At 69.8% G+C, this 22,533-nt stretch carries 21 protein-coding genes; 11 read left to right on the forward strand and 10 right to left on the reverse strand.

Annotated features, from left to right (window positions below; translation table 11 throughout):
• Nucleotides 1–28: 28 nt before the first annotated feature.
• The gene (nucS, locus tag DEJ08_RS00455) at nucleotides 29–724 is read right to left on the reverse strand and encodes an endonuclease NucS (RefSeq protein ID WP_017887754.1); all 696 of its coding nucleotides are present in this window, start codon (nucleotides 722–724) and stop codon (nucleotides 29–31) included.
• Nucleotides 725–899: 175 nt separating this feature from the next.
• Here nucS and DEJ08_RS00460 point away from each other — a divergent pair, with 175 nt between their 5' ends.
• The 6 genes from DEJ08_RS00460 (at nucleotide 900) to DEJ08_RS00485 (ending at nucleotide 9,045) form a co-directional block, all read left to right on the forward strand.
• A complete protein-coding gene (locus DEJ08_RS00460; RefSeq protein ID WP_284180495.1) occupies nucleotides 900–2,297 on the forward strand; it encodes a purine-cytosine permease family protein in 1,398 nt (465 codons plus the stop codon).
• Nucleotides 2,298–2,468: 171 nt separating this feature from the next.
• A complete protein-coding gene (locus DEJ08_RS00465) occupies nucleotides 2,469–4,025 on the forward strand; it encodes a hydantoinase/oxoprolinase N-terminal domain-containing protein (RefSeq protein ID WP_042538007.1) in 1,557 nt (518 codons plus the stop codon).
• Complete coding sequence (locus DEJ08_RS00470) at nucleotides 4,022–5,206, forward strand: S-methyl thiohydantoin desulfurase family protein (protein ID WP_258367234.1); 1,185 nt, start codon at nucleotides 4,022–4,024, stop codon at nucleotides 5,204–5,206. The genes DEJ08_RS00465 and DEJ08_RS00470 overlap by 4 nt, the downstream gene beginning before the upstream one ends.
• Nucleotides 5,203–6,327 (forward strand): S-methyl thiohydantoin desulfurase family protein, encoded by a 1,125-nt coding sequence (locus DEJ08_RS00475; RefSeq protein ID WP_111055262.1) that lies wholly within the window; start codon nucleotides 5,203–5,205, stop codon nucleotides 6,325–6,327. Before DEJ08_RS00470 ends, DEJ08_RS00475 begins: the two co-directional genes overlap by 4 nt.
• Before the next feature lie 103 nt (nucleotides 6,328–6,430).
• Entirely contained in the window at nucleotides 6,431–7,525 is a 1,095-nt protein-coding gene (locus DEJ08_RS00480) for a DUF917 domain-containing protein (protein ID WP_111055261.1), read from the forward strand.
• Nucleotides 7,522–9,045, forward strand: a complete 1,524-nt coding sequence (locus DEJ08_RS00485) for a helix-turn-helix domain-containing protein (protein ID WP_111055260.1) — start codon at nucleotides 7,522–7,524, stop codon at nucleotides 9,043–9,045. The genes DEJ08_RS00480 and DEJ08_RS00485 overlap by 4 nt, the downstream gene beginning before the upstream one ends.
• Nucleotides 9,046–9,057: 12 nt before the next feature.
• On the opposite strand, the gene DEJ08_RS00490 is transcribed toward DEJ08_RS00485, so the two are convergent.
• Nucleotides 9,058–10,374 carry an MFS transporter gene (locus tag DEJ08_RS00490; protein ID WP_111055259.1) on the reverse strand — a complete coding sequence of 439 codons (1,317 nt, stop codon included), beginning with the start codon at nucleotides 10,372–10,374 and terminating at the stop codon, nucleotides 9,058–9,060.
• A gap of 115 nt (nucleotides 10,375–10,489) precedes the next feature.
• On the opposite strand from DEJ08_RS00490, the gene DEJ08_RS00495 reads away from it, so the two are divergent.
• A complete protein-coding gene (locus tag DEJ08_RS00495; protein WP_181439051.1) occupies nucleotides 10,490–11,617 on the forward strand; it encodes a substrate-binding domain-containing protein in 1,128 nt (375 codons plus the stop codon).
• 66 nt (nucleotides 11,618–11,683) lie between these two features.
• On the opposite strand, the gene DEJ08_RS00500 is transcribed toward DEJ08_RS00495, so the two are convergent.
• Complete coding sequence (locus DEJ08_RS00500) at nucleotides 11,684–11,824, reverse strand: hypothetical protein (RefSeq protein ID WP_181439050.1); 141 nt, start codon at nucleotides 11,822–11,824, stop codon at nucleotides 11,684–11,686.
• Between the two features lie 429 nt (nucleotides 11,825–12,253).
• Between DEJ08_RS00500 and DEJ08_RS00505 the strand changes: the two genes are divergently transcribed.
• Nucleotides 12,254–12,535, forward strand: coding sequence for a hypothetical protein (locus DEJ08_RS00505; protein WP_146248547.1), 282 nt, complete (start codon nucleotides 12,254–12,256; stop codon nucleotides 12,533–12,535).
• A gap of 186 nt (nucleotides 12,536–12,721) precedes the next feature.
• On the opposite strand, the gene DEJ08_RS00510 is transcribed toward DEJ08_RS00505, so the two are convergent.
• Nucleotides 12,722–13,408 (reverse strand): hypothetical protein, encoded by a 687-nt coding sequence (locus tag DEJ08_RS00510; RefSeq protein WP_220035467.1) that lies wholly within the window; start codon nucleotides 13,406–13,408, stop codon nucleotides 12,722–12,724.
• A 429-nt stretch (nucleotides 13,409–13,837) separates the two neighbouring features.
• Here DEJ08_RS00510 and DEJ08_RS00515 point away from each other — a divergent pair, with 429 nt between their 5' ends.
• Nucleotides 13,838–15,409: an RNA-directed DNA polymerase gene (locus DEJ08_RS00515; protein ID WP_111055256.1), complete on the forward strand. Its 1,572-nt coding sequence runs from the start codon at nucleotides 13,838–13,840 to the stop codon at nucleotides 15,407–15,409.
• A 458-nt stretch (nucleotides 15,410–15,867) separates the two neighbouring features.
• Here DEJ08_RS00515 and DEJ08_RS00520 read toward each other — a convergent pair whose 3' ends face one another.
• Complete coding sequence (locus DEJ08_RS00520; RefSeq protein ID WP_111055255.1) at nucleotides 15,868–16,722, reverse strand: PIN domain-containing protein; 855 nt, start codon at nucleotides 16,720–16,722, stop codon at nucleotides 15,868–15,870.
• A gap of 46 nt (nucleotides 16,723–16,768) precedes the next feature.
• Nucleotides 16,769–17,053: a hypothetical protein gene (locus tag DEJ08_RS00525; RefSeq protein WP_146248545.1), complete on the reverse strand. Its 285-nt coding sequence runs from the start codon at nucleotides 17,051–17,053 to the stop codon at nucleotides 16,769–16,771.
• Nucleotides 17,054–17,335: 282 nt separating this feature from the next.
• On the opposite strand from DEJ08_RS00525, the gene DEJ08_RS00530 reads away from it, so the two are divergent.
• Nucleotides 17,336–18,268, forward strand: coding sequence for a nucleotidyl cyclase domain-containing protein (locus DEJ08_RS00530; protein ID WP_111055253.1), 933 nt, complete (start codon nucleotides 17,336–17,338; stop codon nucleotides 18,266–18,268).
• The gene (locus DEJ08_RS00535; RefSeq protein WP_111055252.1) at nucleotides 18,265–18,774 is read left to right on the forward strand and encodes a Pycsar system effector family protein; all 510 of its coding nucleotides are present in this window, start codon (nucleotides 18,265–18,267) and stop codon (nucleotides 18,772–18,774) included. The genes DEJ08_RS00530 and DEJ08_RS00535 overlap by 4 nt, the downstream gene beginning before the upstream one ends.
• Nucleotides 18,775–19,011: 237 nt before the next feature.
• Here DEJ08_RS00535 and DEJ08_RS00540 read toward each other — a convergent pair whose 3' ends face one another.
• From DEJ08_RS00540 to DEJ08_RS00555, 4 genes are all read right to left on the reverse strand, one after another.
• Nucleotides 19,012–19,179 carry a hypothetical protein gene (locus DEJ08_RS00540; RefSeq protein WP_181439049.1) on the reverse strand — a complete coding sequence of 56 codons (168 nt, stop codon included), beginning with the start codon at nucleotides 19,177–19,179 and terminating at the stop codon, nucleotides 19,012–19,014.
• Between the two features lie 204 nt (nucleotides 19,180–19,383).
• Nucleotides 19,384–19,809, reverse strand: coding sequence for a hypothetical protein (locus DEJ08_RS00545; RefSeq protein ID WP_017887742.1), 426 nt, complete (start codon nucleotides 19,807–19,809; stop codon nucleotides 19,384–19,386).
• Nucleotides 19,806–21,011: a lipopolysaccharide biosynthesis protein gene (locus tag DEJ08_RS00550; RefSeq protein WP_146248544.1), complete on the reverse strand. Its 1,206-nt coding sequence runs from the start codon at nucleotides 21,009–21,011 to the stop codon at nucleotides 19,806–19,808. Before DEJ08_RS00550 ends, DEJ08_RS00545 begins: the two co-directional genes overlap by 4 nt.
• 83 nt (nucleotides 21,012–21,094) lie before the next feature.
• Nucleotides 21,095–22,405, reverse strand: a complete 1,311-nt coding sequence (locus DEJ08_RS00555) for an MATE family efflux transporter (RefSeq protein WP_111055267.1) — start codon at nucleotides 22,403–22,405, stop codon at nucleotides 21,095–21,097.
• Nucleotides 22,406–22,533 lie beyond the last annotated feature (128 nt).

Consider the following 22,533-nt stretch of genomic DNA (forward strand, 5'->3'; position numbering starts at 1 on the left):
GCCTCCAGGCCGGACGGCCCGATGCGGCTCAGAACAGGCGGGTGTGGCCGCCCTCGATCCCGCGCATCGCGTCGTAGTCGAGCACGAGGACGCGGATGCCGCGGTCCTCGGCGAGGGTGCGTGCCTGCGGTGCCACCGTCTGCGCCGCCAGCACGCCCTGCACCGGGCGCAGGTGCGGATCGCGGTTCATGAGCTCGAGGTACCGGGTGAGCTGCTCGACCGCGTCGATGTTGGCGTTGCGCTTCATCTCGACCGCGACGCTCGCCCCTGCGTCGTCGCGGGCCAGGATGTCGACCGGCCCGATCGCCGTCATGTACTCGCGGCGGACCAGGGTGTGACCGTCACCGAGCAACTCGATCTGCTCGGCCAGGAGCTGCTGCAGGTGCGCCTCGACCCCGTCCTTCACCAGGCCCGGGTCGACGCCCAGGTCGTGGGTCTCGTCGGACACCACCTCGTACAGGGAGACGATGAGCTTGTCCTGCGTCTTCTTCTGCGTCACCGTCCACACCTGCGTGATGCCGGCGACCGACTGCTCCTCGTCCGGCTCGGTGATCTCGATCGAGCAGGGCGGGCTCATCCAGTTCAGCGGCTTGTAGCTGCCGCCGTCGGAGTGCACGAGCAGGGAGCCGTCCGCCTTGAGCATGAGCAGGCGGGTCGCGAGCGGCAGGTGGGCTGAGAGCCGGCCCGCGTAGTCGACGGAGCACCGGGCGATGACGAGACGCACCCCGGAAGCCTAACCGGCGTGGTGTGATGAGCCGGACCGGGCGCGCGGCCTGTGCAGCGCGCACGGATTCACATGCCCGTAACGACGTTCTGCACATGTACCGCAATCCGATGCCGTCCTACCGTGGCTGACACCCCGATCGGCCCACGCCGACACCCCTCCCCGAGGAGCCACGATGGCCAGCGAGACCGCAGTGTCAGCACCACGAACCCCCCGTTCCGAGTCGGTCGCCGTCGACGACTACTCGCTCAGCCGAGTCCCGATGTCCGCGCGCTACGGCTGGTTCCAGGTCGCCGTGCAGCGCTTCGGGCAGATCTCGGCCCTGTCCCAGTTCCTGCTCGGTGCGACGCTCGGCTTCGGCATGAGCTTCTGGGACGCCTTCTGGGCGATCACCCTGGGCGCCGTGATCCTGGAGATCGTCTCGGTCCTCGTCGGCGTCATCGGCGTCAAGGAGGGCCTGAACACCTCCGTCATCGCCCGCTGGACGGGATTCGGCAAGGCCGGCTCCGCGCTGGTCGGGCTGGCGATCGGGCTGAGCCTGATCGGCTGGTTCGGCATCCAGTCGGGCGTCTCGGCGGCCGGCCTCGTCTCGATCCTGCCGATCCTGCCCGCCTGGGCGTGGTCGCTCGTGTTCGGGCTGCTCGTCACCGCGATCGTCCTGCGCGGGTTCCACTCGATGCAGTGGCTGGCGAACGTCACCGTGCCGCTGTTCCTGGTGCTCGTCGGCTGGGCGGTGATCGTCGAGCTGAGCCGCCACTCGATCGCCGAGCTCGCCGCGCGTGCCCCGGCCGGTCCGGAGCTGAGCTTCGTGGCCGGCACCACCCTGGTGGCCGGCGGGTTCATCGTCGGTGCGGTGATCACGCCGGACATGACCCGCTTCAACCGCTCGGTCGGCGACGTCGTGAAGCAGACGCTGCTCGGTGTGACGCTCGGCGAGTACGTCATCGGCCTGGCCGGTGTCCTGCTCGCCCACGCCGTCGGCTCCGCGGACATCACCCGCGTGATCACGTCGAGCGTCGGCTGGGTCGGCATCCTCGTGATCCTGCTCGGCACGTTCAAGATCAACGACTGGAACATCTACAGCTCGAGCCTCGGCGTCACGAACTTCATCGACGCGGTGTTCGGCAAGCAGGTGAACCGCGGGCTCGTGACGCTCGTGATGGGTGTCGTCGGCTCGGTGCTCGCCGCGGTCGGGTTCCTCGGGGCCCTGACACCGTTCCTGTCCGTGCTCGGGGTCGTCTTCCCGCCGATCGCCGGGATCATGGTGGCGGAGTACTTCGTCGTGAAGCGCTGGCGCCGTGAGCTGAGCGACGCCGAGAACATCCCGGCGACCTCGCCGACCTGGGTGCCGGCCACCCTGGTCATCTGGGCGATCGCCTCGCTCATCGGGTACTTCGTCGCCGTCGGCATCCCGTCGATCAACTCCGTGGTCATCGCCTTCGTGCTCTACGTGGTCGCCGGCAAGGTCGGGCTGATCCGCGGCGTCGGTGTCAGTCGGACCGAGGCCGCGCCGGCCGCCACGTCCGCCCCGGCCGCCGCAGCCCCCGCCGCACCGCCCACCCCCGCCGCCTGACCCGCGCGCTCCCCGAACGGCCGGTCGCGTCGCCGCACCCCTGATCCGCGCGACGGCGCGGCCGGTCCCCCCGCAACAAGCACCACCCCACGACCCAGCACCACCCCGCGAACACCCCGCACCCGCACCCGCACCACCGCACCCGCACCCGCACCACCGAAGGGAACCCCCATGCGCATCGGCATCGACGTCGGCGGCACCAACACGGACGCCGTCCTGATGGACGGCAGCACCGTCCGTGCGGCGGTCAAGCGGTCCACCACCCCGGACGTCACCTCGGGCATCGTCGCCGCGCTCGACGGCCTGCGTGAGCAGCACGCCTTCGGCCCCACGGACATCGACGGCGTGATGATCGGCACCACCCACTTCATCAACGCCCTGGTGGAGGCACGCGGCCTCGCCCCGACGGCCGCGGTCCGCCTGGGCCTGCCGGCGACGGCCTCGCTGCCCCCGTTCACGGACTGGCCCGCGCACCTGGTGTCGGCCGTGCACGCGCAGCCGTTCCTGGCCCACGGCGGCCACGAGTTCGACGGCCGCGTCATCTCGGAGCTCGACCCCGAGGAACTGAAGCGGCACGCCGGTGCCATCGCCGCCGCGGGCATCCGCTCCGTCGCGATCTCGTCGGTGTTCTCCCCGATCAACGACGAGTTCGAGCAGCGCGCGCAGGAGATCATGGCCGCCGAGCTCGGGCCGGACGTGGCGTTCTCGCTGTCGTCCGAGATCGGTCGCATCGGCCTGCTCGAGCGCGAGAACGCGACGATCATCAACGCGGCGCTGCGCGAGCTCGCCGACCGCATCGTCGACGGGCTGTCCGGGTCGGTCACGGGCAGCGGCATCGACGCGCCGCTGTTCCTGAGCCAGAACGACGGCACCCTGATGGACGTCGAGTACGCCCGGCGCTACCCGGTCGCGACGTTCGCCTCGGGCCCGACGAACTCGATGCGCGGCGCAGCGGTGCTGTCCGGCTTCGACACCTGCGCGGTCGTCGACGTCGGCGGCACGACGAGCGACGTCGGCGTCCTGACCGCGGGCTTCCCGCGTGAGGCCACCGGCGAGGTCGCCGTCGCCGGCATCCGCACGAACTTCCGGATGCCCGACGTCCTGTCCGTCGGCATCGGCGGCGGCTCCCGCATCCGCGAGGACGGCAGCGTCGTCGGGCCCGACTCCGTCGGGTACCGCCTGACCGAGGAGGGCCTGGTCTTCGGCGGCACCACCCTGACCGCCACCGACGTGGCCGTCCGCGGCGGCCGCGGTGCGATCGGGGACCCGTCGCTCGTCGCCGGGGTGCCGGCCGAGGTCGCCGCCCGCGCGCTCGACGTCATCGCGGAGCGCGTCGCCGACATCGTCGAGCGGATGCGCACCTCGTCCGACCCGCTGCCCGTCGTGGCGGTCGGCGGCGGCTCGGTGCTGCTGCCGGACACCCTGCCCGGACTCGGCACCGTGCACCGCCCGGAGCACTACTCGGTGGCCAACGCCATCGGTGCGGCGATCGCGCAGGTCAGCGGCGAGGTCGACAAGGTCTACGCGATCAGCGACGGTCGCCGGTCCGCCGTGGTCGACGAGGCCCGGCAAGAGGCCGTCGACCGTGCCATCGCGGCCGGCGCCGACCCCGGCTCGGTGGACATCGTCGACTTCGACGAGGTCCCGATCCCGTACCTGCCGGGCAACGCGACGCGGATCCGCGCGAAGGCCGTGGGCGACCTGGCACTCGGGGCGCTGGTCCGATGAGCGCCACGCAAGCCGCGCCCCGCGCCGCAGCCGCGCAAGCCGCAGGCACGCAAGCCGCGCCCGCAGCACCCGTCATCACCGCCATCGGCGCCGACTGCTCCGCCCTCGCCCGCGGCGCCGCGATCCTCGGCACCGGCGGCGGCGGTGACCCCTACATCGGCCGCCTGCTCGCCGAGGCCGCCGTCCGCACCCACGGCCCGGTCGAGATCGTCCAGGTCGAGGACCTGCCCGACGACGCCGTGGTGCTCTCGGTCGCGATGATCGGCGCTCCCACCGTGATGGTCGAGAAGCTGCCGTCCGCCGGCCAGTTCGCCGAGGCCATCCGCAGCCTGTCGGCGTTCCTCAACGTGACCCCCACCCACCTGGCCTGCATCGAGGTCGGCGGCGTGAACTCGACGACCCCGATCGTCGCCGCGGCCGAGCTCGGCCTGCCCCTGGTCGACGGCGACGGCATGGGCCGCGCCTTCCCCGAGGTGCAGATGGTGCTGCCGACCCTGTCCGGGGTCAGTGCGACACCGATGGCCCTGGCCGACGAGAAGGGCAACACCGTCGTCTTCGACACGGTCGACAACCGGTGGGCGGAACGGCTCGCCCGCACGGCGACGGTCGAGATGGGCTGCTCCGCGATCACGGCGCAGTACGCCATGTCCGGCGCGCAGGTGAAGGAGTCGTTCGTCCGCGGCAGCCTGTCGCTGAGCGTCCGGCTCGGCGAGACGCTGGTCCGCGCACGCAGCGAGAACGCCAACCCCGTCACGGCGGTCACCGAGGTGCTCGGCGGCACGGTCGTGTTCGAGGGCAAGGTCGCCGACATCGAGCGCAAGACCGTCACCGGGTTCGCCCGTGGCACGGCCCGCATCGCCGGTTCCGGCAGCGACACCGGCCTGGAGGCGGTGCTCCGGTTCCAGAACGAGCACCTGCTGGTCGAGGTGGCCGGCCAGGTCCGCACCACGGCTCCCGACCTCATCATCACGTTGGACGCCGAGACCGGCGAGCCGATCACCACCGAGGCCCTGCGGTTCGGCGCCCGCATCCGGATCGTCACCGCACCGGCCGACGAGCGCTGGCACTCCCCGGACGGCCTGCGTCTGGCCGGCCCGCGGTACTTCGGCTACGACACCCCCGCGGTCCGCCACGACGGCACCACGAGCGCGGGCGAGACGAACACGGGAGCGCACCGATGAGCTGGATCCTCGACGTCGACGACCTGCCCGACCTGGCCCGCGGCGCCGCCCTGCTCGGCACCGGCGGCGGAGGCGACCCCACCATCGGGATGCTCCTGGTCCGTGCCGCGATCGAACAGCACGGCCCCGTCACGATCCTCGACCCGTCCGAGGTGCCCGACGACGCCCTCGTGATCCCCACCGCGCAGATGGGCGCACCGACCGTGGTGCTCGAACGCATCCCCGCCGGGCCGGAACCCCTCGGCGCGCTCCGTCGGCTCGAAGCCCACCTGGGCCGGACGGCGACCGCGACGATGCCCATCGAGTGCGGCGGCATCAACTCGATGATCCCGCTGCTCGTCGGTGCCACCGGCGGCCTGCCCGTGGTCGACGCGGACGGCATGGGCCGCGCCTTCCCCGAGCTGCAGATGGAGACGTTCTCGGTCTACGGGGTCCCCGGCAGTCCGCTCGCGATCAGCGACGAGAACGGACACGGCGTCATCATCGAGACCGGCACGGACAACAAGAAGATGGAGTGGCTCGCCCGCGGGGTCACCATCCGGCTCGGCGGCGTCGCCTACATCGCCGAGTACGCCATGTCCGGCCGCCAGGTGAAGGAGACCGCCGTCCCGCGCACGCTCTCCCTGGCACTCGCCGTCGGTCGGGCCATCCGGGTCGCCCGCGAAGCCCACCGCGACCCCATCGACGCGCTCGCCGAGGCCCTCGGCACGACGATCTACACGCACCTGCGCGAGCTGTTCGACGGCAAGGTCGTCGACGTCGAGCGCCGCACGGTCGACGGGTTCGCCCGCGGTCGTGCCACCGTGCAGGGGACCGACGGCTCCGAGCTCGAGCTCCGGTTCCAGAACGAGAACCTCGTCGCCCGGCGCGACGGGCAGCTCGTCGCCGTCGTGCCCGACCTGATCTGCGTCCTCGACGCCGAGACCGCCGAACCGATCACCACCGAGCGCCTGCGGTTCGGGCAGCGCGTCCGGGTGATCGGCATCTCGACCCCCGACCTGATGCGGACCCCGGAGGCGCTCGCCGTGTTCGGGCCGTCGTGCTTCGGGCTCGACGAACCGTTCGTCCCGGTCGAGGACCTGCACGAGCACGTCCGCCCGACCGCCCCGGCGGTCGGCTGACGAACGGCCGCGCGCCGACCCCGGCGCCCGGCCCAGGCACCCGACCCCGGGCCCGGCCCCGGGCTCCGGCCCCGGGACGCGACCACGGCAGCAGAATGGACCCATGGACCAGGGTGAGCGGCGGGGCGGCGGTGTGGCGGGCCTCCAGGCCGACGACGCGACCGTCTTCGGACGCGGCACCGCCCTGCTCGGCTGCGGCGGTGGAGGCCGCGTCGACCACATGGTCAGCGCGCTCCGCTTCGCGCTCGGCGACCGCAGCGTGCCGGTCGTCGACCTCGACGACCCCGCACTCGGCTCGGTGGTGGCCGTCGGGCTGATCGGGTCGACCACTGTGCTCGAGGAGAAGATGCCGAGCGGCGAGGAGCTGCCGGCCGCGCTCGCGGCGGTCGAACGCTGGACGGGCACCCGTGCCGACGCCGTCGTCGCCGCGCAGATCGGCGGCGTGACCGGACCGGCTGCGGCCCTCACCGCACACGCCGCCGGACTGCCGCTCGTCGACGCGGACCTGGTCGGCCGCGCGGTCCCGCGCATCGACCAGCTGTCGGTCTTCGTCGGCCCGACCACGACGGTCACGGCGGCGGCCGCGACCACGAGCGGTCTGCGGATCGTCGTCGACGCCCGGCACCCCCACGACGTCGAGACCGTCTGGCGCGAGGCCGTCTCGCACAGCGGCGGCTGGGCGGCCTTCGCGATCGGCCCGGTCCCGGTGGCGCTGCTGCGCGAGCGGGCCGTCGTCGGCAGCGTGCAGCGCGCGCTCCGGATCGGACGTGCCGCTGGTGGCGCACGCGACGCGGCGGAACTCGCCGCACTCATCGGCGGCCGGGTCGTCGCGCAGGGCCGGGTCATCGACGTCCAGCGCGAGGGGGACGCGCTCGCGTTCGTGCGCAGCAGCCTGGCCATCCGCGACGCCGGCACCGGTGCGGTCGCCCGGGTCGAGGCGGGCAGCGAGTACGTGCACTGCCTGGTCGACGGCCTGCCGGTCGCCAGCACGCCGAGCGTCATCACCGTCGTCGACGCGCGCTCGCTCGCGCCGGTGGCGACCGACCGCACGCGGGTCGGCAACGAGCTCGCGGTGCTCGTGCTGCCGTCGGCGCCGTGGTGGTGGGCGGACCCCGACCGCACCGCGCGCATGGGACCGCGGGCGTTCGGCATCGACGCGGACGTCGTGCCCGAGGCCGTGGGCCAGGTGCTCGCGTGAACGCCGTCGGCGACCTGCTCCCGCTCCTGCCGGCCGGCACGCGCCTGCTCGTCGGCGCCGGCAGCACCGCGGTCCGGAGGGTCCGCGGGGTGGTGGGGACCCCCGACCAGGTCGGCCGGTCCCTGTCGCAGGGTGACGACGTCGTCGTGCTGCTCACCCCCGTCGACCGCGCGGACGCGCGTTTCGACGTGCTGCTGCGCCGGGCGTCCGCGGCCGGCACCACCCTGCTCGTCGTCGACGGGGCACTGGAACTCGGTCCCGGCAGCACGACGCTCGCCGACCGGCTCGGCGTCGCGGTGCTCGCCACCCCGGACCCGTGGGCGACCTCGGTCCGCCTGCACGAACTCATCGGCACCGGGATGGGCCCGGCGGCCCGGGCCGCCCTCGACGCCTCCCGCGTCGCACTCGACGCCGGCCCCGAACTCGACGACCTGTTCACCCGGCTCGACCGGTCGCTCGGCCACCCGGTGCGCTTCCTCGATGCCTCGGGCCTGGCACTCCGCGGAGCCGCGGTCGACGACGCGGCCCGCACCGTGCTCGTCCGCCGCGCCGGCACGAGCGACGTGCTGACCGCCGAGGGCGTCGACGAGACGCTCGTGGCGATCCCGGTCGGCACCGGCATCGGACCGCGCGCCTGGCTGGCCGTCGGCCTGCCCGTCCCGATCGCCGCCGAACAGCAGGTGGTCGCGAGTGCCCTGCAGGTCGCCGCCGTCGCCGTCGGGCACCGGCTGCTGCTCACCCGGCTCGACGACGAGCGCGACGCCCGCTACCGGATGGCGATGCTCGACGAGCTCCGCGTGGCCGACGGGGCACCGGCCCCGCAGCTCGTGCAGCGGACCATCGCCGCCGGGTGGCGGCTGGACGCCTGGCACGTCGGTGCGCGCGTGGTCGCGCGGCAGGGCGTCGACCTGGTCGCGCTCCGCCAGCAGGTCGACGCCGCGGTGCGCGCCGAGGGACTCGACGCGGTCGTCGTCGAACAGGCGGACGGCTGGGTGCTGTGGCTGTCGGAACCCGACGAACCCGGCCGGGAGGCAGTGGCCGACATCGCCGGTCGGCTGCGGCGCGCGCAGAACACGCTCCGCACCACCGTGGAGACCAACGTGGGCGTCGGCAGTCTGCAGGCGGGCCCTGCCGGGCTGGTGCGGACGCTCGGCGAGGCCGGCGACGCCGCCCGTCTGGCCGCGAGCCGTCCGGAGTCCGGGCACTTCGTGCACGTCGACCGGCTCGGGCTCGCGCAGCTGCTGCTCGCGTGGACGCAGACGGACACGTTCCTGCCGGCCTCGCGGCAGTTGCTCGCACCGCTCGAACGTGGTGGCGGGGCGCTGCTGACGACGCTCGCCGCCTACCTGGACGCGGAGTCGTCGATCGCCGAGACCGCCGCGGTGCTCGGCGTGCACCGGAACACCGTCTCCGACCGCATCGCGCGGGTGGAGCGGCTGCTCGGGGTGGACCTGTCCGACCCGGAGACCCGGCTCGCCCTGCACCTGGCGACGCGGGCGCGGGCAGGCGACGGAGGCTGAGGGCGCGGTGCGTCAGCTGCGGTCGCTGGCCCGCTCGGTCTCGCTGGTCGCGGTGTCGTGCTCGTGCTCGGTCTCGCGCTTCGTGGTCCCGCTCGTCGTGTCGGTCCCGCGGGCGGGCCGGGCGGCGGCACCGGTCTCGCGCGCTGCTCCCGAGGCCAGGCCGGCCGCGATGATGAACACGAAGACGATGAGCAGCGCCCCGAGCAGGCCGATCTCCTCACCGAGGAACCCGATCAGGGGCGGTCCGGCCAGGAACGCCACGTAGCCGATCGTCGCGACGGCGCTGACCTTGGCGGCCGCGGTGCGGGGGTCGTCGGCCGCGGCGGACATGCCCATCGGGAAGCCGAGGCTGGCACCGAGGCCCCAGAGCACGACGCCGACGATCGCGAGCGGCACGTTGTCGATGAAGATGAGCATGCCGAGGCCGACCACCGCGACGGCGGCGCTGATGCGCAGGATCGGCACGCGGCCGAACTTGTCGATCAGCGGGCTGCCGGCGACGCGGCCGGCGGTCATCGCGGCCAGGAACACCGTCAGCACGGCAGCACCGCCGGCGTTGTCGAGCCCGTGGCCGTCGATCATCGCGAGGGGCAGCCAGTCGTTCGCGGACCCCTCGGCCAGCGCCATGCCGAGCACGATCACGCCGATGAGCAGCGTGGAGGGCTGTGCCCAGACCTGCCAGCGGGTGAGTGGGGTCGCGACCGGGCTGGTGTCGGTCGACACCGGCTGCTCGACGAGGTGCTCGTCCTGGAACTTCGTGACGGCGACGAGCATGGCGGCGCTCGTGACGACCACGAGCACGATGAAGTGCCACGAGACCGGGATCTCGAACCGCTCGGCCAGCGCACCGAGGCCTGCACCCGCGAGGGTGCCGAGGCTGAACGCGGCGTGGAACAGCGGCATGATCGTGCGTCCGCCGGCCTTCTCGGCAGCGGCACCGGAGACGTTCATCGACACGTCGCACAGGCCGTTGCCGAAGCCGAACGCGATGAGCGCGATCCAGATGGCGGCGAAGCCCCACCCGAGCGTGACCGCGACGCCGGCGAAGATCATGCCGACCGCCAGGCACGCCGCAGCCACCTGCACGCCCCGCCTCGCACCGAGCTTCGCGACGATGTGGCCGGCGAAGGTCAGACCGCCGATGGAGCCGACGGCCATGCCGAGCACGAGCAGGCCCATCTCGAACGTGCTCGCCCCGAGGGAGTCGCGGACGCTCGGGATCCGGCCCAGCCACGTCGCGATGTCGAGCCCGGACAGGGTGAACACCACGAACACCGCGATGATCCAGGCCTTGGTGGTCGGGACGGTGCGGGTGGACGGCGTCGTCATGGTGGTTCCCATCGTGCTGCGGCGCGCTCGGTGCTGCGCGTTCTGGTGCGTGTCGGTGCTGGTCTTGCGGCGGTCGAATCGATTCGACTGCTCGTTCCGGCTACGCTAACGGGCGATGGACGAACCGGCAACAGGACCCGGCGCGTCGCCTTCCCGCGGCGGCGTCACCCGTTCGTCGCGCCCGACGCTGGCCGCGGTCGCCCGTGCTGCCGGGGTCGCGCCGTCGACGGCCTCGCTCGCGTTCAGCGGTCTCGGCCCGGTGTCCGAGGACGCCAAGGCCCGTGTGCTCGCCGCTGCCGCCGAGCTCGGTTACGGCGGCCCGGATCCCCGTGCGCGTTCCCTGCGCCGCGGTCGTTCCGGCGTCATCGGCGTCGTGATGGACGAGCGTCTGAGCGATGCCTTCCGTGACCCGGTCAACGTCCTGACGCTCGACGGCATCGCCGAGGTCGCCGGTGCCGCCGGTGCTTCGCTGTTGCTCGTCCGGAGTCCGCTCGACGACGAGCAGGGTGCCGGTCCGCTGGTGGATGCCCCGATGGACGCCGTCGTGCTCGTCGGGTGCAACGTCCGGATCGACCCCGCCGTCGCCGTGCTGCGTCGTCGGCAGATCCCCGTCGTCGCGATCGAGGCGGACGAGATCGAGGGTGCCGTCCCCGTCCAGCTCGACAACCGCGATGCCTCACGCCGTGCTGCGGAGTACCTGCAGGGGCTCGGGCACCGGGACGTGACCGTCGTGACCCTGCCCCTGGATGCCGCACGCCGCCGTGGCTCGATCGACGCAGCCCGTCAGGACGAGGGCATCGCCTTCACCACGCTCGAACGCCTGCGTGGTGTGCGCCAGGTCTACCCGAACGCCGTCGCGATCGAGACCGCCGGTAGTTCGGTGGAAGAGGGACGTCTCGCCGGCACGGAGCTCTTCGCGCCGGACGGTCCCCGCCCCACCGCCGTCATCGCGCAGAGCGACCTGATCGCCGTCGGGGTGATCTCAGCCGCGCTCGATGCCGGACTCCGTGTCCCCGAGGACGTCAGTGTCGTCGGCTTCGACGGCATCACGGTGGACGACAGCCTGCTCCACCGAACCCCGATCCGGCACCTGACCACCCTGGTGCAGCCCTTCGTGCAGAAGGGCCAGGCCGCCGCCCGTGCCGCCCTGGCCATGCTCGAGGGGGCGGAGCCCCAACCGGCGTCGTTCATCTCGGAGTTGCGGGTGGGGGACACGACGGGGCCGCCGCCCACTTCGCGCTGATCCCACGTCGTCCGAATCCGCCGTACCGAGGACCCGGCGCACGGTGGACAGGTTCCGTGTGCGCCTTCATAGTCCGAACTTGCCGGTGGTGCGCTTCGACTCCCAGCGGTCGAGCTGGTGCGGCGCGTTCCGGGTGTGACCGACCGCTGACATCGCTTCCTTGACGCGGGCAAGCGAGAGGTCTTCGGCAGCAGCGCGGTCGAGCATGGACGCCGACCTCGGGAACCACCGAGGCGCCCGCCTCAGTACTGAAGAAGTGGCGGACCGGGTGGGTGCGGGTCTCCTCCTGCCAGCACAGGGAGGTTGGCTAGCTAGCGTTCGTGCTCTCCCCTCGGTGGCTGCTGGTGGGTCGTCCGAAGCGTCGCTATCGCGAGGCTGTTGCTCTGTGCCGCGCTTAGCATCTTGCGCGCACCGCACCCGTAAACGAGTGGGACGCTCGGTTCTTGCCTCACCGCTGCTCATTGCGGTCTGGGTGTCAATGGTGGCTGGACGGCGGTCGCGTTGCTCATGGGGCACCAAGGCGAGCGGCGCCCGCATGGGGATCAGCTACCGCACCGTGGCTGAGTCCGTTTACATCGCGATGGGTTGGAAATGCGGATTGGGCGGCTGTGCTGAGTGGTGTGGCTACTCGAGAGCGTGGCGTACCTTTCCAACGATGTCATCAAGCAGATAATCGGGGTGGACCTCGACCAGGGTCATCCCGTGCGCAGCGCACAACCAGCGCTTCGTAGCGTCGCGCTGCTGCTGCCGCTCGAAAGCCTCCCGTCCACCGAAGAACTCCACCGGGCGCGAGTGTTGGGCTCCCTGGTACTCGACTGCGACGTTTCGCCCGCGGAGCACCATGTCGAGGGATTGTGGTGCCAGCCACGATGGCCGTACCTGGTGGTCGATTCGCTCGTCGGGGAACGCAGCGCGTAGTTGATGCAGCAGACGTGTCTCCGACACCAGGCCCTCGCCGACGCGCGGGAGTCCAGCGGCCTCACGCGCGCGGTTCTCCGATTCGCGGAACAGGGGCCTGCAGAGCGCTCGGATCAAGCCCTCGAAGGCGTACGGGTTACTGCGGTTCCAAGTTGCTGGGATGGGACGCTCGTAGCCTGCGAAGCCCTACGCGATCAGGGGGTACGGGCCGACGGTACGGCCGTGCTCGATGAGCTGAACGATCTGGTCGACCGAGTAGTCGGAACCGATCAGGTCGTAAAGGCTCTGCGCTATCGCTTGTGTGGTTTCGTTGGCATGCAGTCGCCTCCAAAAATGCCCGACGATGCTGATGCCGTGCGCGTCGTGGAAGCTGTCGAGCGTTCCCTGAAGGTCATCAAGCGCCGCGTCGAGGTTTCGCCACCCCGCCTTGGTGATGTTTGAGGATCCCCACCGCATGATCTCCCACGCTTCCGCACGTGGCTGCAACAGGTCGCTGAGACCGACGAAGGCAACGAGCCGTCGGAAACCATACGTCAGCTTCAACGCATCGACCCACTCATCCCGGAGGTAGTGCATGTCGGCGAGGCACCGTCGTGCTTCACTTTGAGCCACGGATTTCGGGTACGCGTCGATGATGCGAGCTGCTCCCTCCATCGCCGTCTTGGGTTCGACGTCCCACTCAGCCAGGAGCTCGTGCAGCATAACGACGGGGTAGCCGAACTGCCCGTCAACGTCGATCGCATCGCCCGCAAGGAACCGTGGCCGGTAGTGCTTTGAAAAAAACGATCTCTGCAAACGGTTCATCTCAGGCAGCTCGTTCGCCGATACCACCTCGAAGCGGTGGACCCGTTGAGAGGGGGGGTTGGTCGTCACACGATGAGCTTGCCAGCGAAGTTGCAGCCGCCGGCGTGCCGGTGAACGGTCGGCATCGTGACGGGCCGCTGTGCGCGGATACAAGGTGCCGGGCCCCGCGAACAAGATCAAGCTCGTGCTCACATCTCGGAATTTCTAGCCCGCGGATACCTCCTCGCCAGCGATCGATCCACTGCAGGTTCCTACGTGACCGAGAGTGGACGTGCCGCCTGGAGCGCGCTCAACGATCTACGCACCGACGGAGCTAGCCGCCGCCGGCAGATACGTAGTCGATGCTGACAACGCCCCCCCGGCGCCATAGCTCGGCACATAGACGTGAAGCGGATCGTCGCTGAGGGACCGTGGCGGACGCAATCACTGGCCGAGCGCGAGCGGCTTGGCCCGCGATTGATCGACCAGCGGACAGCCGAAGCCCCTAGGCTGCCGGAGATGAACTTCTTCGGCATGGACCTGGCGGAAGCCGCCCGATTGGTTGAGTCCGAGAACTTCGGCGACTGGTACCGCGACCCGTGGGGCTGGCCCGAACTCCGCGTCGCTGAGATGACGAGTCTCAAACCGTCCGATTTAGGCTTGATCGAGGGTAAGGGCGCAAGGTGGGATTTCGCGCCTAGCTTCCATTCGTTCGAGATTCCTAAAAGTTTCTTCGGTCAGCGGCCCGCGGTCCTCCTCGACCCGGTCACGCGACTGGTGTTCGCCGCTGCTGTGCAACGCTTTGCAGAACAACTTGAAGCGGAACTCTCAAGCTGGTCCTACGGGTGGCGGTATCGCGGTGGGGTGCGAGTGAACAACTCCGAGGAACGCGACCTCTACCGACAGTCACAGCATGAGGTCACTCGGTCGGCGTTCTCAGGTGAAACCGACATCACATCCTTCTTCGCCAGCGTGCACGTGCCGAAGCTGCTGGAAACGCTACGCACACTCGGTTGCTCCAGCGTTCCAGCCGACATCATTGAACGCGTGCTCACCCGACATGACGGGCTGAGTTTCCGATCCGGACTGCCGCAACGCAGCACCGCATCAGCCATCCTCGCGCAGGTGGCGCTCAACCCCGTCGACGGCGTAATCAGCCGTGCGCTCGAACAAGGCAGAATCAGTCGCGCACGACGGTGGATGGACGATATTAGCTTCGAAGGCGACTACGAAGACGTTTACCGCCTGCTTCTCGAGGTACAGGCCGCCGCACGGAACGCCGGCCTCGAAATCAACGCATCGAAGACGGCCATCACGTCAGCGGAGCAGAAGGCTCTGGAGTTCGAACGCGCAGACCAACGCGTCATCCGCACCGAAACAGACATCGTGGACGACGATTACCCCGACTTGACGATGACAGTCATCTCCGACGGCGAGCTCCTCACCGCAGAAGACGCCGCGCTTCAGAACCCGAGGGAACAGAGCCGCACCGAACTCGGTCTCGTCCTCAGAAGTCTCTGGAAATCGAGGCGATTCGGCCGTGTCGCCGAATGGATGGATGCCTCACGGTGGATACCCCACGGAGCGGACCACCTCAGTCGCTACCTCCGCGAGGCGGGGAGCGCGGGTGCCGTGTCGCTTGACAGGCTCAACGAATGGTTCGTCGGTGAGCACACGTCTGACTGGCCGCACACGGACTGGGTCGCCGCTCAGCACGCGACCGCGATCGCCGCCGAAGCTATGAGCGATGACGCCGGCAGGGTGCTCCGCTCGTGGCTAGCGCTTTCACAGAACGCGCAGAAGCTCGCCGTCGCAGTGCAGCGGCTCGCCAGCATCGAACCGCAGCCGACGCGACGAACAATCCGTGGCCGCATCGATAGCGCCCACGATCCGATCCTCATTCGGCTCTTGGTTCTCGGACTCCTCGCAAGCGGCGCTCCTGCATCCGCAGTAACCGGGCATCTGAACCGAACATCCTCTTTGAAGCTGCTGCATCGGTACCTGGATAGCCACAACTGGAAACTGCCAAATGTGCCCGGCGACTTCGCCGGAACCGACGGTGCGCAGACCGAAAAAACGCCAGCCGACTGAACGCCTTCGCATGGGGCGTCTTGCATGCTCGCGGTTCGGACCGTCCACCCGAACCACCCCTTCAGGTCGCCCTTGGTGGCTTCCCGGTAGCCGCCGCCGGAGAAGTGCATCGGCGGGGCGCTCGCGACGTCGACCAGCGCGGCGCTGAGTTTTCGATCGCACGCTGGTCGGCCAGGAGCGCAGCCCTGCTTCCCGGGTACGGCCTGGGACGGATCATCGCTGACGTGTCGCTGGAAGTCGACCACCTCGTGGGGATCGTTCGGTGAGAGCTGCGCCTTCGGTGGTCGCGTCGCGCCGGTGGTGCTCGAGGTGTTGGATCGTGTCGGTCGCATCGCTTCACCGCGCGGGTTGGTGGATGGTTCAGGTGAGCGGCGGGAACGAAGCTCGGGCCCAGGACGGACGCCGGACCCCATCGGTCGCCGCCTGTTGAGGGGATGGCCCTGCGAAGGAGTCGTCACTCAGCGTGCCCCCGCGGTCGCTGGCTGCTCGGTCGTCGGCTCGTCTGGTACCCGAGCCCGCGGGAGGTGTCGGGCGTCGATGCCCGACGTTCGAGCCCGCAATTGCATGCTGCGGTCTTGGCTGATCAGCAGGGTGCGGGCGGTGAAGCCACGCAAACCCAGTACTCGGTCGATGATGTCGGCGTCGGCACGTGGCATCGGCACTCGGTCAACGTCGTCCACCCACACCCGTAAAGTGGCACCCTCACCGTCCGGGACGCCGGCACCGGTCATGTGGATGCTGTCCTGCCCAAGCGGGAAGGACGTGTCCAGCCATCGCAGCACCGCGCGCGCCGTCGCCCGCTTCTGGTTGTCGCTGCCGCGGTCTTTCAACACATCCAGTTCCTCGACCACCTGAATCGGGATAAGCACCACCACGGGCGGACGGTAGGTCAGGTCCGCCAGGTCGTGCCAGTCCACCAGCCGCACCCGCGTGCCGTACTCCATGAGCACGTTCGTATCGAGGATGATTGCTGTCCCCTGCCCGGAGTGCCACTTCGACCACTCGAGCTCCAGCTCATCGGCAGCGTCTACAAGGGCACGGGCGCGAGTGTCGAGCTCCGCGTCGATCAGCGCGTTGTTCGGATCGGTCGAGTGCAGCATCGTGAATCGGCTTCCCAGGACGACTCGCTCCAGCTCTCTTTCGGGAAGCAACAGGCTGGCGCGCCGGATAGCGTCGGCACTCCACACACGCCATTCGTACATGCGTCGCGGCGTCACACCACCCCTGCCGCGGATGTTCGAGAGACTCCGACTCAGGTCGCGGAGCGTCGCAATGACCTGCTGTACGTCGACACCCGCTCGCAGTTTGATCATGCCCTGACGCTTCCGGTCCGCTGCTGCCGCGGCAGTACCGTGCTCGTCATCGCTCGCGCTCGAAGATGTTCCAGTGCACCACTGACAGCGCACCGTCGACGGTGGCGTCGGGGTTGCCGACGGAGAGTCCGTACCGGTTGTTTTCCCGGTCGGCTTCCGGCACGTCGACGGCGAACGCAACGACCGAGAATCGAGTGATGCCCGCTGCTTCGCCGCGGTCAGTCACTTCGAGCCGCACACGTTGTGCGCGCACCCACACGTCGTAGATGGAAACCTTCGCCGGCTCCTCATACCCGTCGCGCCCGGCGAAGTAGTGCATTACATCGTCCATCCCGTCACCCTACCGACAATCCGGGACACTTTGAGGCGACCTCATGACTGTCTTAGAGTGAGGAACACGAAGTGGAGGGCGGCGCTTCCATCGATCTGGGAAGGGGGCAGACGTGCGTTTCGGCCGAAACGGTCAATACGCCGGCCGGCGTGAACGTGGCGACTGAGGTCCTGCCCTTGGGTCGCTTCGGTGGAGTGACAGGCAGGGGGCGAGCCCGACTTCGCGAATGTCGGTGGCAGAGATGAGAATCGATCCACTACTGAACTCGATGAGAGGGGCCGCATGGAAGCGACCGGTTTGTCGCAACTCCTGGATGAGATACAGGGTGACATCGCAGCAGAATTGGCCACGATGCCCAACGTCGTTAAGAAGGACCCTGCCTCCTTTGATGTAACGAAGCTGGCGATTGAGAAGCGCGAGTGGCACCAGCTCGATGACGTGGTTGCTGTTGTCGTCGACCTCAAGGGCTCCTCCCGCTTGGGGACGGGCAAGCATGCGTCTTCGACTGCAAGCATCTACGAGGCATCTACCGACAACGCTGTGGGGGTGCTCAAGCATTTTGGTGCTGACTTCATTCAGATCCAAGGCGATGGAGCGTTCGGGCTCTTCTGGGGAGACAACCGCTACGAGAAGGCAGTCTGCGCAGGGATCACAGTCAAGACCTTCAGTGTCGGCCTGTCCGAGAAGATCCGCAAGAAGTGGCCTGACGCACCAGAAACCGGTTACAAAGTTGGCATCGCAAGTGGGCGGGTGCTGGCTAAGAGGATCGGCACGCCTCGCAACCTAAACGAACAAGAGCCCATCTGGTCGGGGAAGCCGGTGAACTACGCGGCGAAAGCCGCTCAGACTGCTGGCCTTGGGGAACTGATTGTGTCGGCCGACGTCTGGGCGAGTATCGAAGACAACGACTACCTAACTACGACTTGTGCCCACGAATCCGGGACGAAGCCTGTCGCTCTCTGGCGAAACAAGACCATCGACAACGTTCCGGAGGAAGACGACAGCCGCTATGGCCGGGTGCTCACCTCGTCGTGGTGCACGAGCTGTGGCGAGACGTTCTGCGACGCAATCCTTCAGGGCGAGACGACAAGGACGGAGTCCGAGGAGGCGCGCGACGAGTCGATGCGATCGGCACGCGCCGGCAATCTTGAGAAAGTAATGGCCGACAAGAAGGCCGCAGCACGGAACCGTCGCACCGGGTTGTCTAACCGATGAACAAGAAGAAGTCGGAACGGCTCGAAGGCGCCGCCTGGCAGCAGCTCGAGCTGGTGAACGGGTGGATTCGACACAGCGATGCGAAGCTCACTGCGTTGCTCGCACTGGTAGGTATCGCTGGCGGCGGGGTATACGCGGTGGCGCAGGACGCATGTGGGCGACCTTCCATCCTCGCCACGGCCGCAGTTGCCGGGGCGCTGCTTGCCAGTGCGGCCATATGCGTGGTTCTCGGGTTGATACCGAGACGTCGCTTCCTCGCATCGGACCAGGCCGAGGTGGTGTTCTATCGGGCAGTCGCCTCCCTCTACGCAGCGCCTACCGACTACGCCGCAGCATTCGCAGCTGCCCAAGCTCGCGGCGAGTTGAGCGCAAACCTCCTCCGCCAGGTCGCCATCAACGCAGCTATCGCTGACAGGAAGTTCGTTTTGACGATCTGGTCGACAGCCCTGCTCGCCCTCGGCTTAGCCGCACTTGTTACCGGTGCGACAATGAGCGTTCTCGGGTAACCGGGCGAAGCCGTCCCGAAGTGAGCGTGTGGGGCCTGGGCACCGATGAGCTAGGTCAGACGCGGTGAAGCGACGGTGCCCGATGGTCGGTCGTCCGCCGCGACCTTCTCTCGGGTGGTCCAGTCCCCAGTCCCTCACTTCCCGACCAGGGGATTCTCGAATAGCTCGTTCGCCTTAATTCTCATTGCGGGGACGTCCAAAAGAGACAACGCGCCGACACTACCCATGCGCGTCGCGTCAGCGCCGCCGCACCCCGAGCCCCACCACCGCAGCCAGGTTCACCGCACTCCCGACCAAGAACTCCGTTGTCCCGCCCGCGACACCGGCGACGGGCCCGAGTGCCGCGCTCGAGGGTGCGGAGCCGCAGCCGGCGTCGTTCATCTCGGAGTTGCGGGTGGGGGACACGACGGGGCCGCCACCAGCTCCGAGCCCCGGTTAACGAAAGCACTGCGCCTGGCTGCTTGCGCCGCTACGGAGCCACTCCGAGCACGCCGTCACGGTCCCGGATCGAACCGTGCACGGGGATCCACACCTGGAGTTCGTCGACGGTGAAGTGCTCGAGCTCGCCGCACCACGGCCACGGGCTCCCGCGCACGAAGCGTCCGCGGCCTAGTCGTCGGCGGCGGACAGTTCAGCCGTCATGCTCCACCCCTGACCTTCTGTCCACGACAGCGTGACCCAGCAGTCCTTCGCCCGCTTGTCGGCAGGGTGCACGAAGACGCCGACGATGGTCGTCATCACCGCATCGTTCGAGGTGACCTTCGCACCCGGTGTCAGGAGCGGCTCGCAGACCTTCCACGCCGTGACCGCGCCGGAACGCTGATCCTGTCCCACCGCCGACACGAAGCGGTGTTCGTCGTGCTCCTCGAGACCCTCGACCGCTGCTTGTCTCGCCGCGGTCTCCGAGGCGTCGGAGGGTTCGCCTCCGACATCGGTCGGGACGTTGTGTCCGGAGCAACCGGCCAACGCGACCGCGGCGACGATCCCGATGCTCGTGAGCAGCGGGGTCCGCGAGTGGTTCCGTGCGAGCTTCATGCGACATTCCCTACGGATTGTCGAGGCACGGCGCTGGTGCGCACCCCGATCCCCACCACCGCGACCAGGTTCACCGCACTTCCCACCAAGAACCCCGTTGTCCCACCAGCGACTCCTGCCACCGGTCCGAGCACTGCCATGAGCCCAGCCCCGACGACGAACCCCGCGACCGAGGCCAGTGCGACCTGGCGTGAGCGTCCAGCGGCGAGCAGCAACGCCGCCGGCACGAGCCCGACGGTGAACACCCACACCGCGACCATCAGGTACCGCAGGTCGGCGACGGCAGCGGCCCCCTCGGCTGGGTAGACGACCGGCAGGAACCACCCGGAGAGCAGTGCGATCAGACCGAAGACGACGGCGGACGCAGCAGCGAACCCGACGACGAGCAGCAGCGCCCCACGAGAGCGCAACGATCCACCATCGGTCCGGTGCGCGAACGCCGGCACGAGCACCTGCCCCAACGCCTGCCCGAGCATCGACGCCGGCGTCGCCAGGGTGAAGGCGGCGGCGTAGACACCGGCGTCGTGCGCTGAGGAGGTCACCTGCGCCGAGATCATCGTCAACTGCAGCAACCCGTTCGAGGTCACCACCGCCAGCACGTTCCATGCCGCGAACCCGAGCACCCCGGCAGCGGGCTCGCGAGCTGCAACAGCGAAGCCGTTGCCCCGCGGCCAGCACGCGATCGCGAACACGGTGTACCCGACGGCCAGGGGCAGCAGCACGAACGGCTCGAGGCGGGCGACACACGCCAGCACGAGCAACCCGAGCGCCAGGACGCTCGTCACGGAGTCCCAGAGCGCGACCCGGGGCGCCCGGTCGTAGCCGAGCTGTGCGCCGCGGGCGTAGCAGTAGAGGCCGTAGCCGACGACGACCGCGGCACCACCGAGCACCATGCCGGGGCCGTTGCCCCAGGCCAGCGCGATCGGCACGGTGACCGCGGCGAGCACCACGCTCGACACCAGCATCGAGACCCCGAGCAGCCGGTTCACCGCGGCGTCCGACCGTCGACCCCGTAGTGCGATGGCCAGGAACCGTGACGCGGTGTTGCCCGCTGCGTTCGGCCAGAGCAGGGCGACGAACACCGAGAGCGACAGCAGGGCGGTGGTCTGCCCGAGGGTCTCGGTGCCGAACACCCGCCCGACTACTACGGTCACGAGCAGCTTCGCGACACCCTGCACCCCGATGCCGACCGTGGCGAGCACGGCCGACGACGCCACCGAAGACGACGGAGCCGCAGGAGAATCAGGCCCGGCGGACGAAGCTGGCCCAGAAGGAGACGCCCCGCTCACCGCGCCAGCGCCTGTTCCACCCAGCCGCGCCGGTGCGCCCGCACCGCGAGCGTCACCGCCCGGACCCCGATGTACCCGAGGGCGAAGGCCGCCCACAACCCCGCGAGCGTCCCGCCGGCCCACCAGAGCAGCGGCAGGTACACGACGAGGTTCGCGCCTCCGGCGATGGCCAGGTACCGCGCGTCACCGGCGCCGATCAGCACCCCGTCGAGCACGAAGACGTAGCCGGCGACGGGCATCCCGACGGCGATGAGCACCAGCACGACGGGCAGGGCGTCCCGCACCGCCTGCGCGTCCGAGAACACCGGCCCGAGCACGCCGCTCACCGCCAGGGTCAGCACCCCGAGCAGCACACCGCCGGCGATCCCGAGCAGCACGAGCCGTCGCGTCACCAGTCGCACCCGCTCCGGGTCACGTCCGCCCAGCCCGTGCCCGACGAGTGCCTGCCCGGCGATCGCCAGGGCGTCGAGCGCGAACGCCAGCGTCGAGAAGACGGTCAGCCCGACCTGCGTCGTCGCCAGCCCGGTGGTCCCCAGCCCGGCGGCGGCCCCGACGGTCGCGAGCATCGCGATCCGCAGCGACGCGGTCCGCAGGAACAGCCATGCCCCCGACCGCAGTGCCCGGGCGACGCCGGAGGCGCCGGGTCGCAGCGGCGCCCCCGACGACCGAGCGGCCCGCACCGCGATGCGCACGTAGACGACGGCCATCGCCCACTGCACGATGACGGTGCCGGCGGCGGATCCCTCGACACCCCAGCCGGCGCCGTAGATCAGGACGGCGTTGAGCAGCCCGTTCGCGACGAACCCGATGGTCGCGACGACGAGCGGGGTCTTCGTGTCCTGCAGCCCACGCAGCAGTCCGGTCGAGGCGGTCACCACCAGGATGCCGGGCAGCCCGATCAGCGAGATGGTCAGGTACGCGGTGGCGGCGGCCGACACCTCGGCCGAGGCGCCGAACAGGTCGACGAGCGGCCCGGCGAGCGGCCACCCGACCAGCGCCAGCAGCACCCCCAGCACGAGCGCGAGCCACATCCCGTCGATGCCCGCGTGCACGGCTCCGCGACGGTCGCCACCACCGAGCGCCCGTGCCACGGCCGGGGTCGTCGAGTACGCCAGGAACACCAGCAGCCCGGTCACCGTCGACAGCACGGCACTCGCGAGCCCGACGGCCGCCAGCGGCGTCGCCCCGAGGTGCCCGACGAGCGCGGTGTCGGTCAGCAGGAACAGCGGCTCGACCACGAGTGCTCCGAGCGCGGGCACCGCCAGCCGCACGATGTCGCGGTCGACCGCGCGCCGCTCAGCGGTCAGAGCGGGTCGCGTCGGTCGGTGCACCGACCCATTCTGTCGGCGATGCCGACCCGTCGTCGTCGCCAGGCGCGGTGGGCGCGACCCCGGGACGGACTGGAGGCCCGTGGCCGTGTCCGCCACGGGCCTCC

Origin of the sequence: Curtobacterium sp. MCLR17_054 (assembly GCF_003234335.2) — a bacterium.
In the GTDB taxonomy this organism is placed as follows: domain Bacteria; phylum Actinomycetota; class Actinomycetes; order Actinomycetales; family Microbacteriaceae; genus Curtobacterium; species Curtobacterium flaccumfaciens.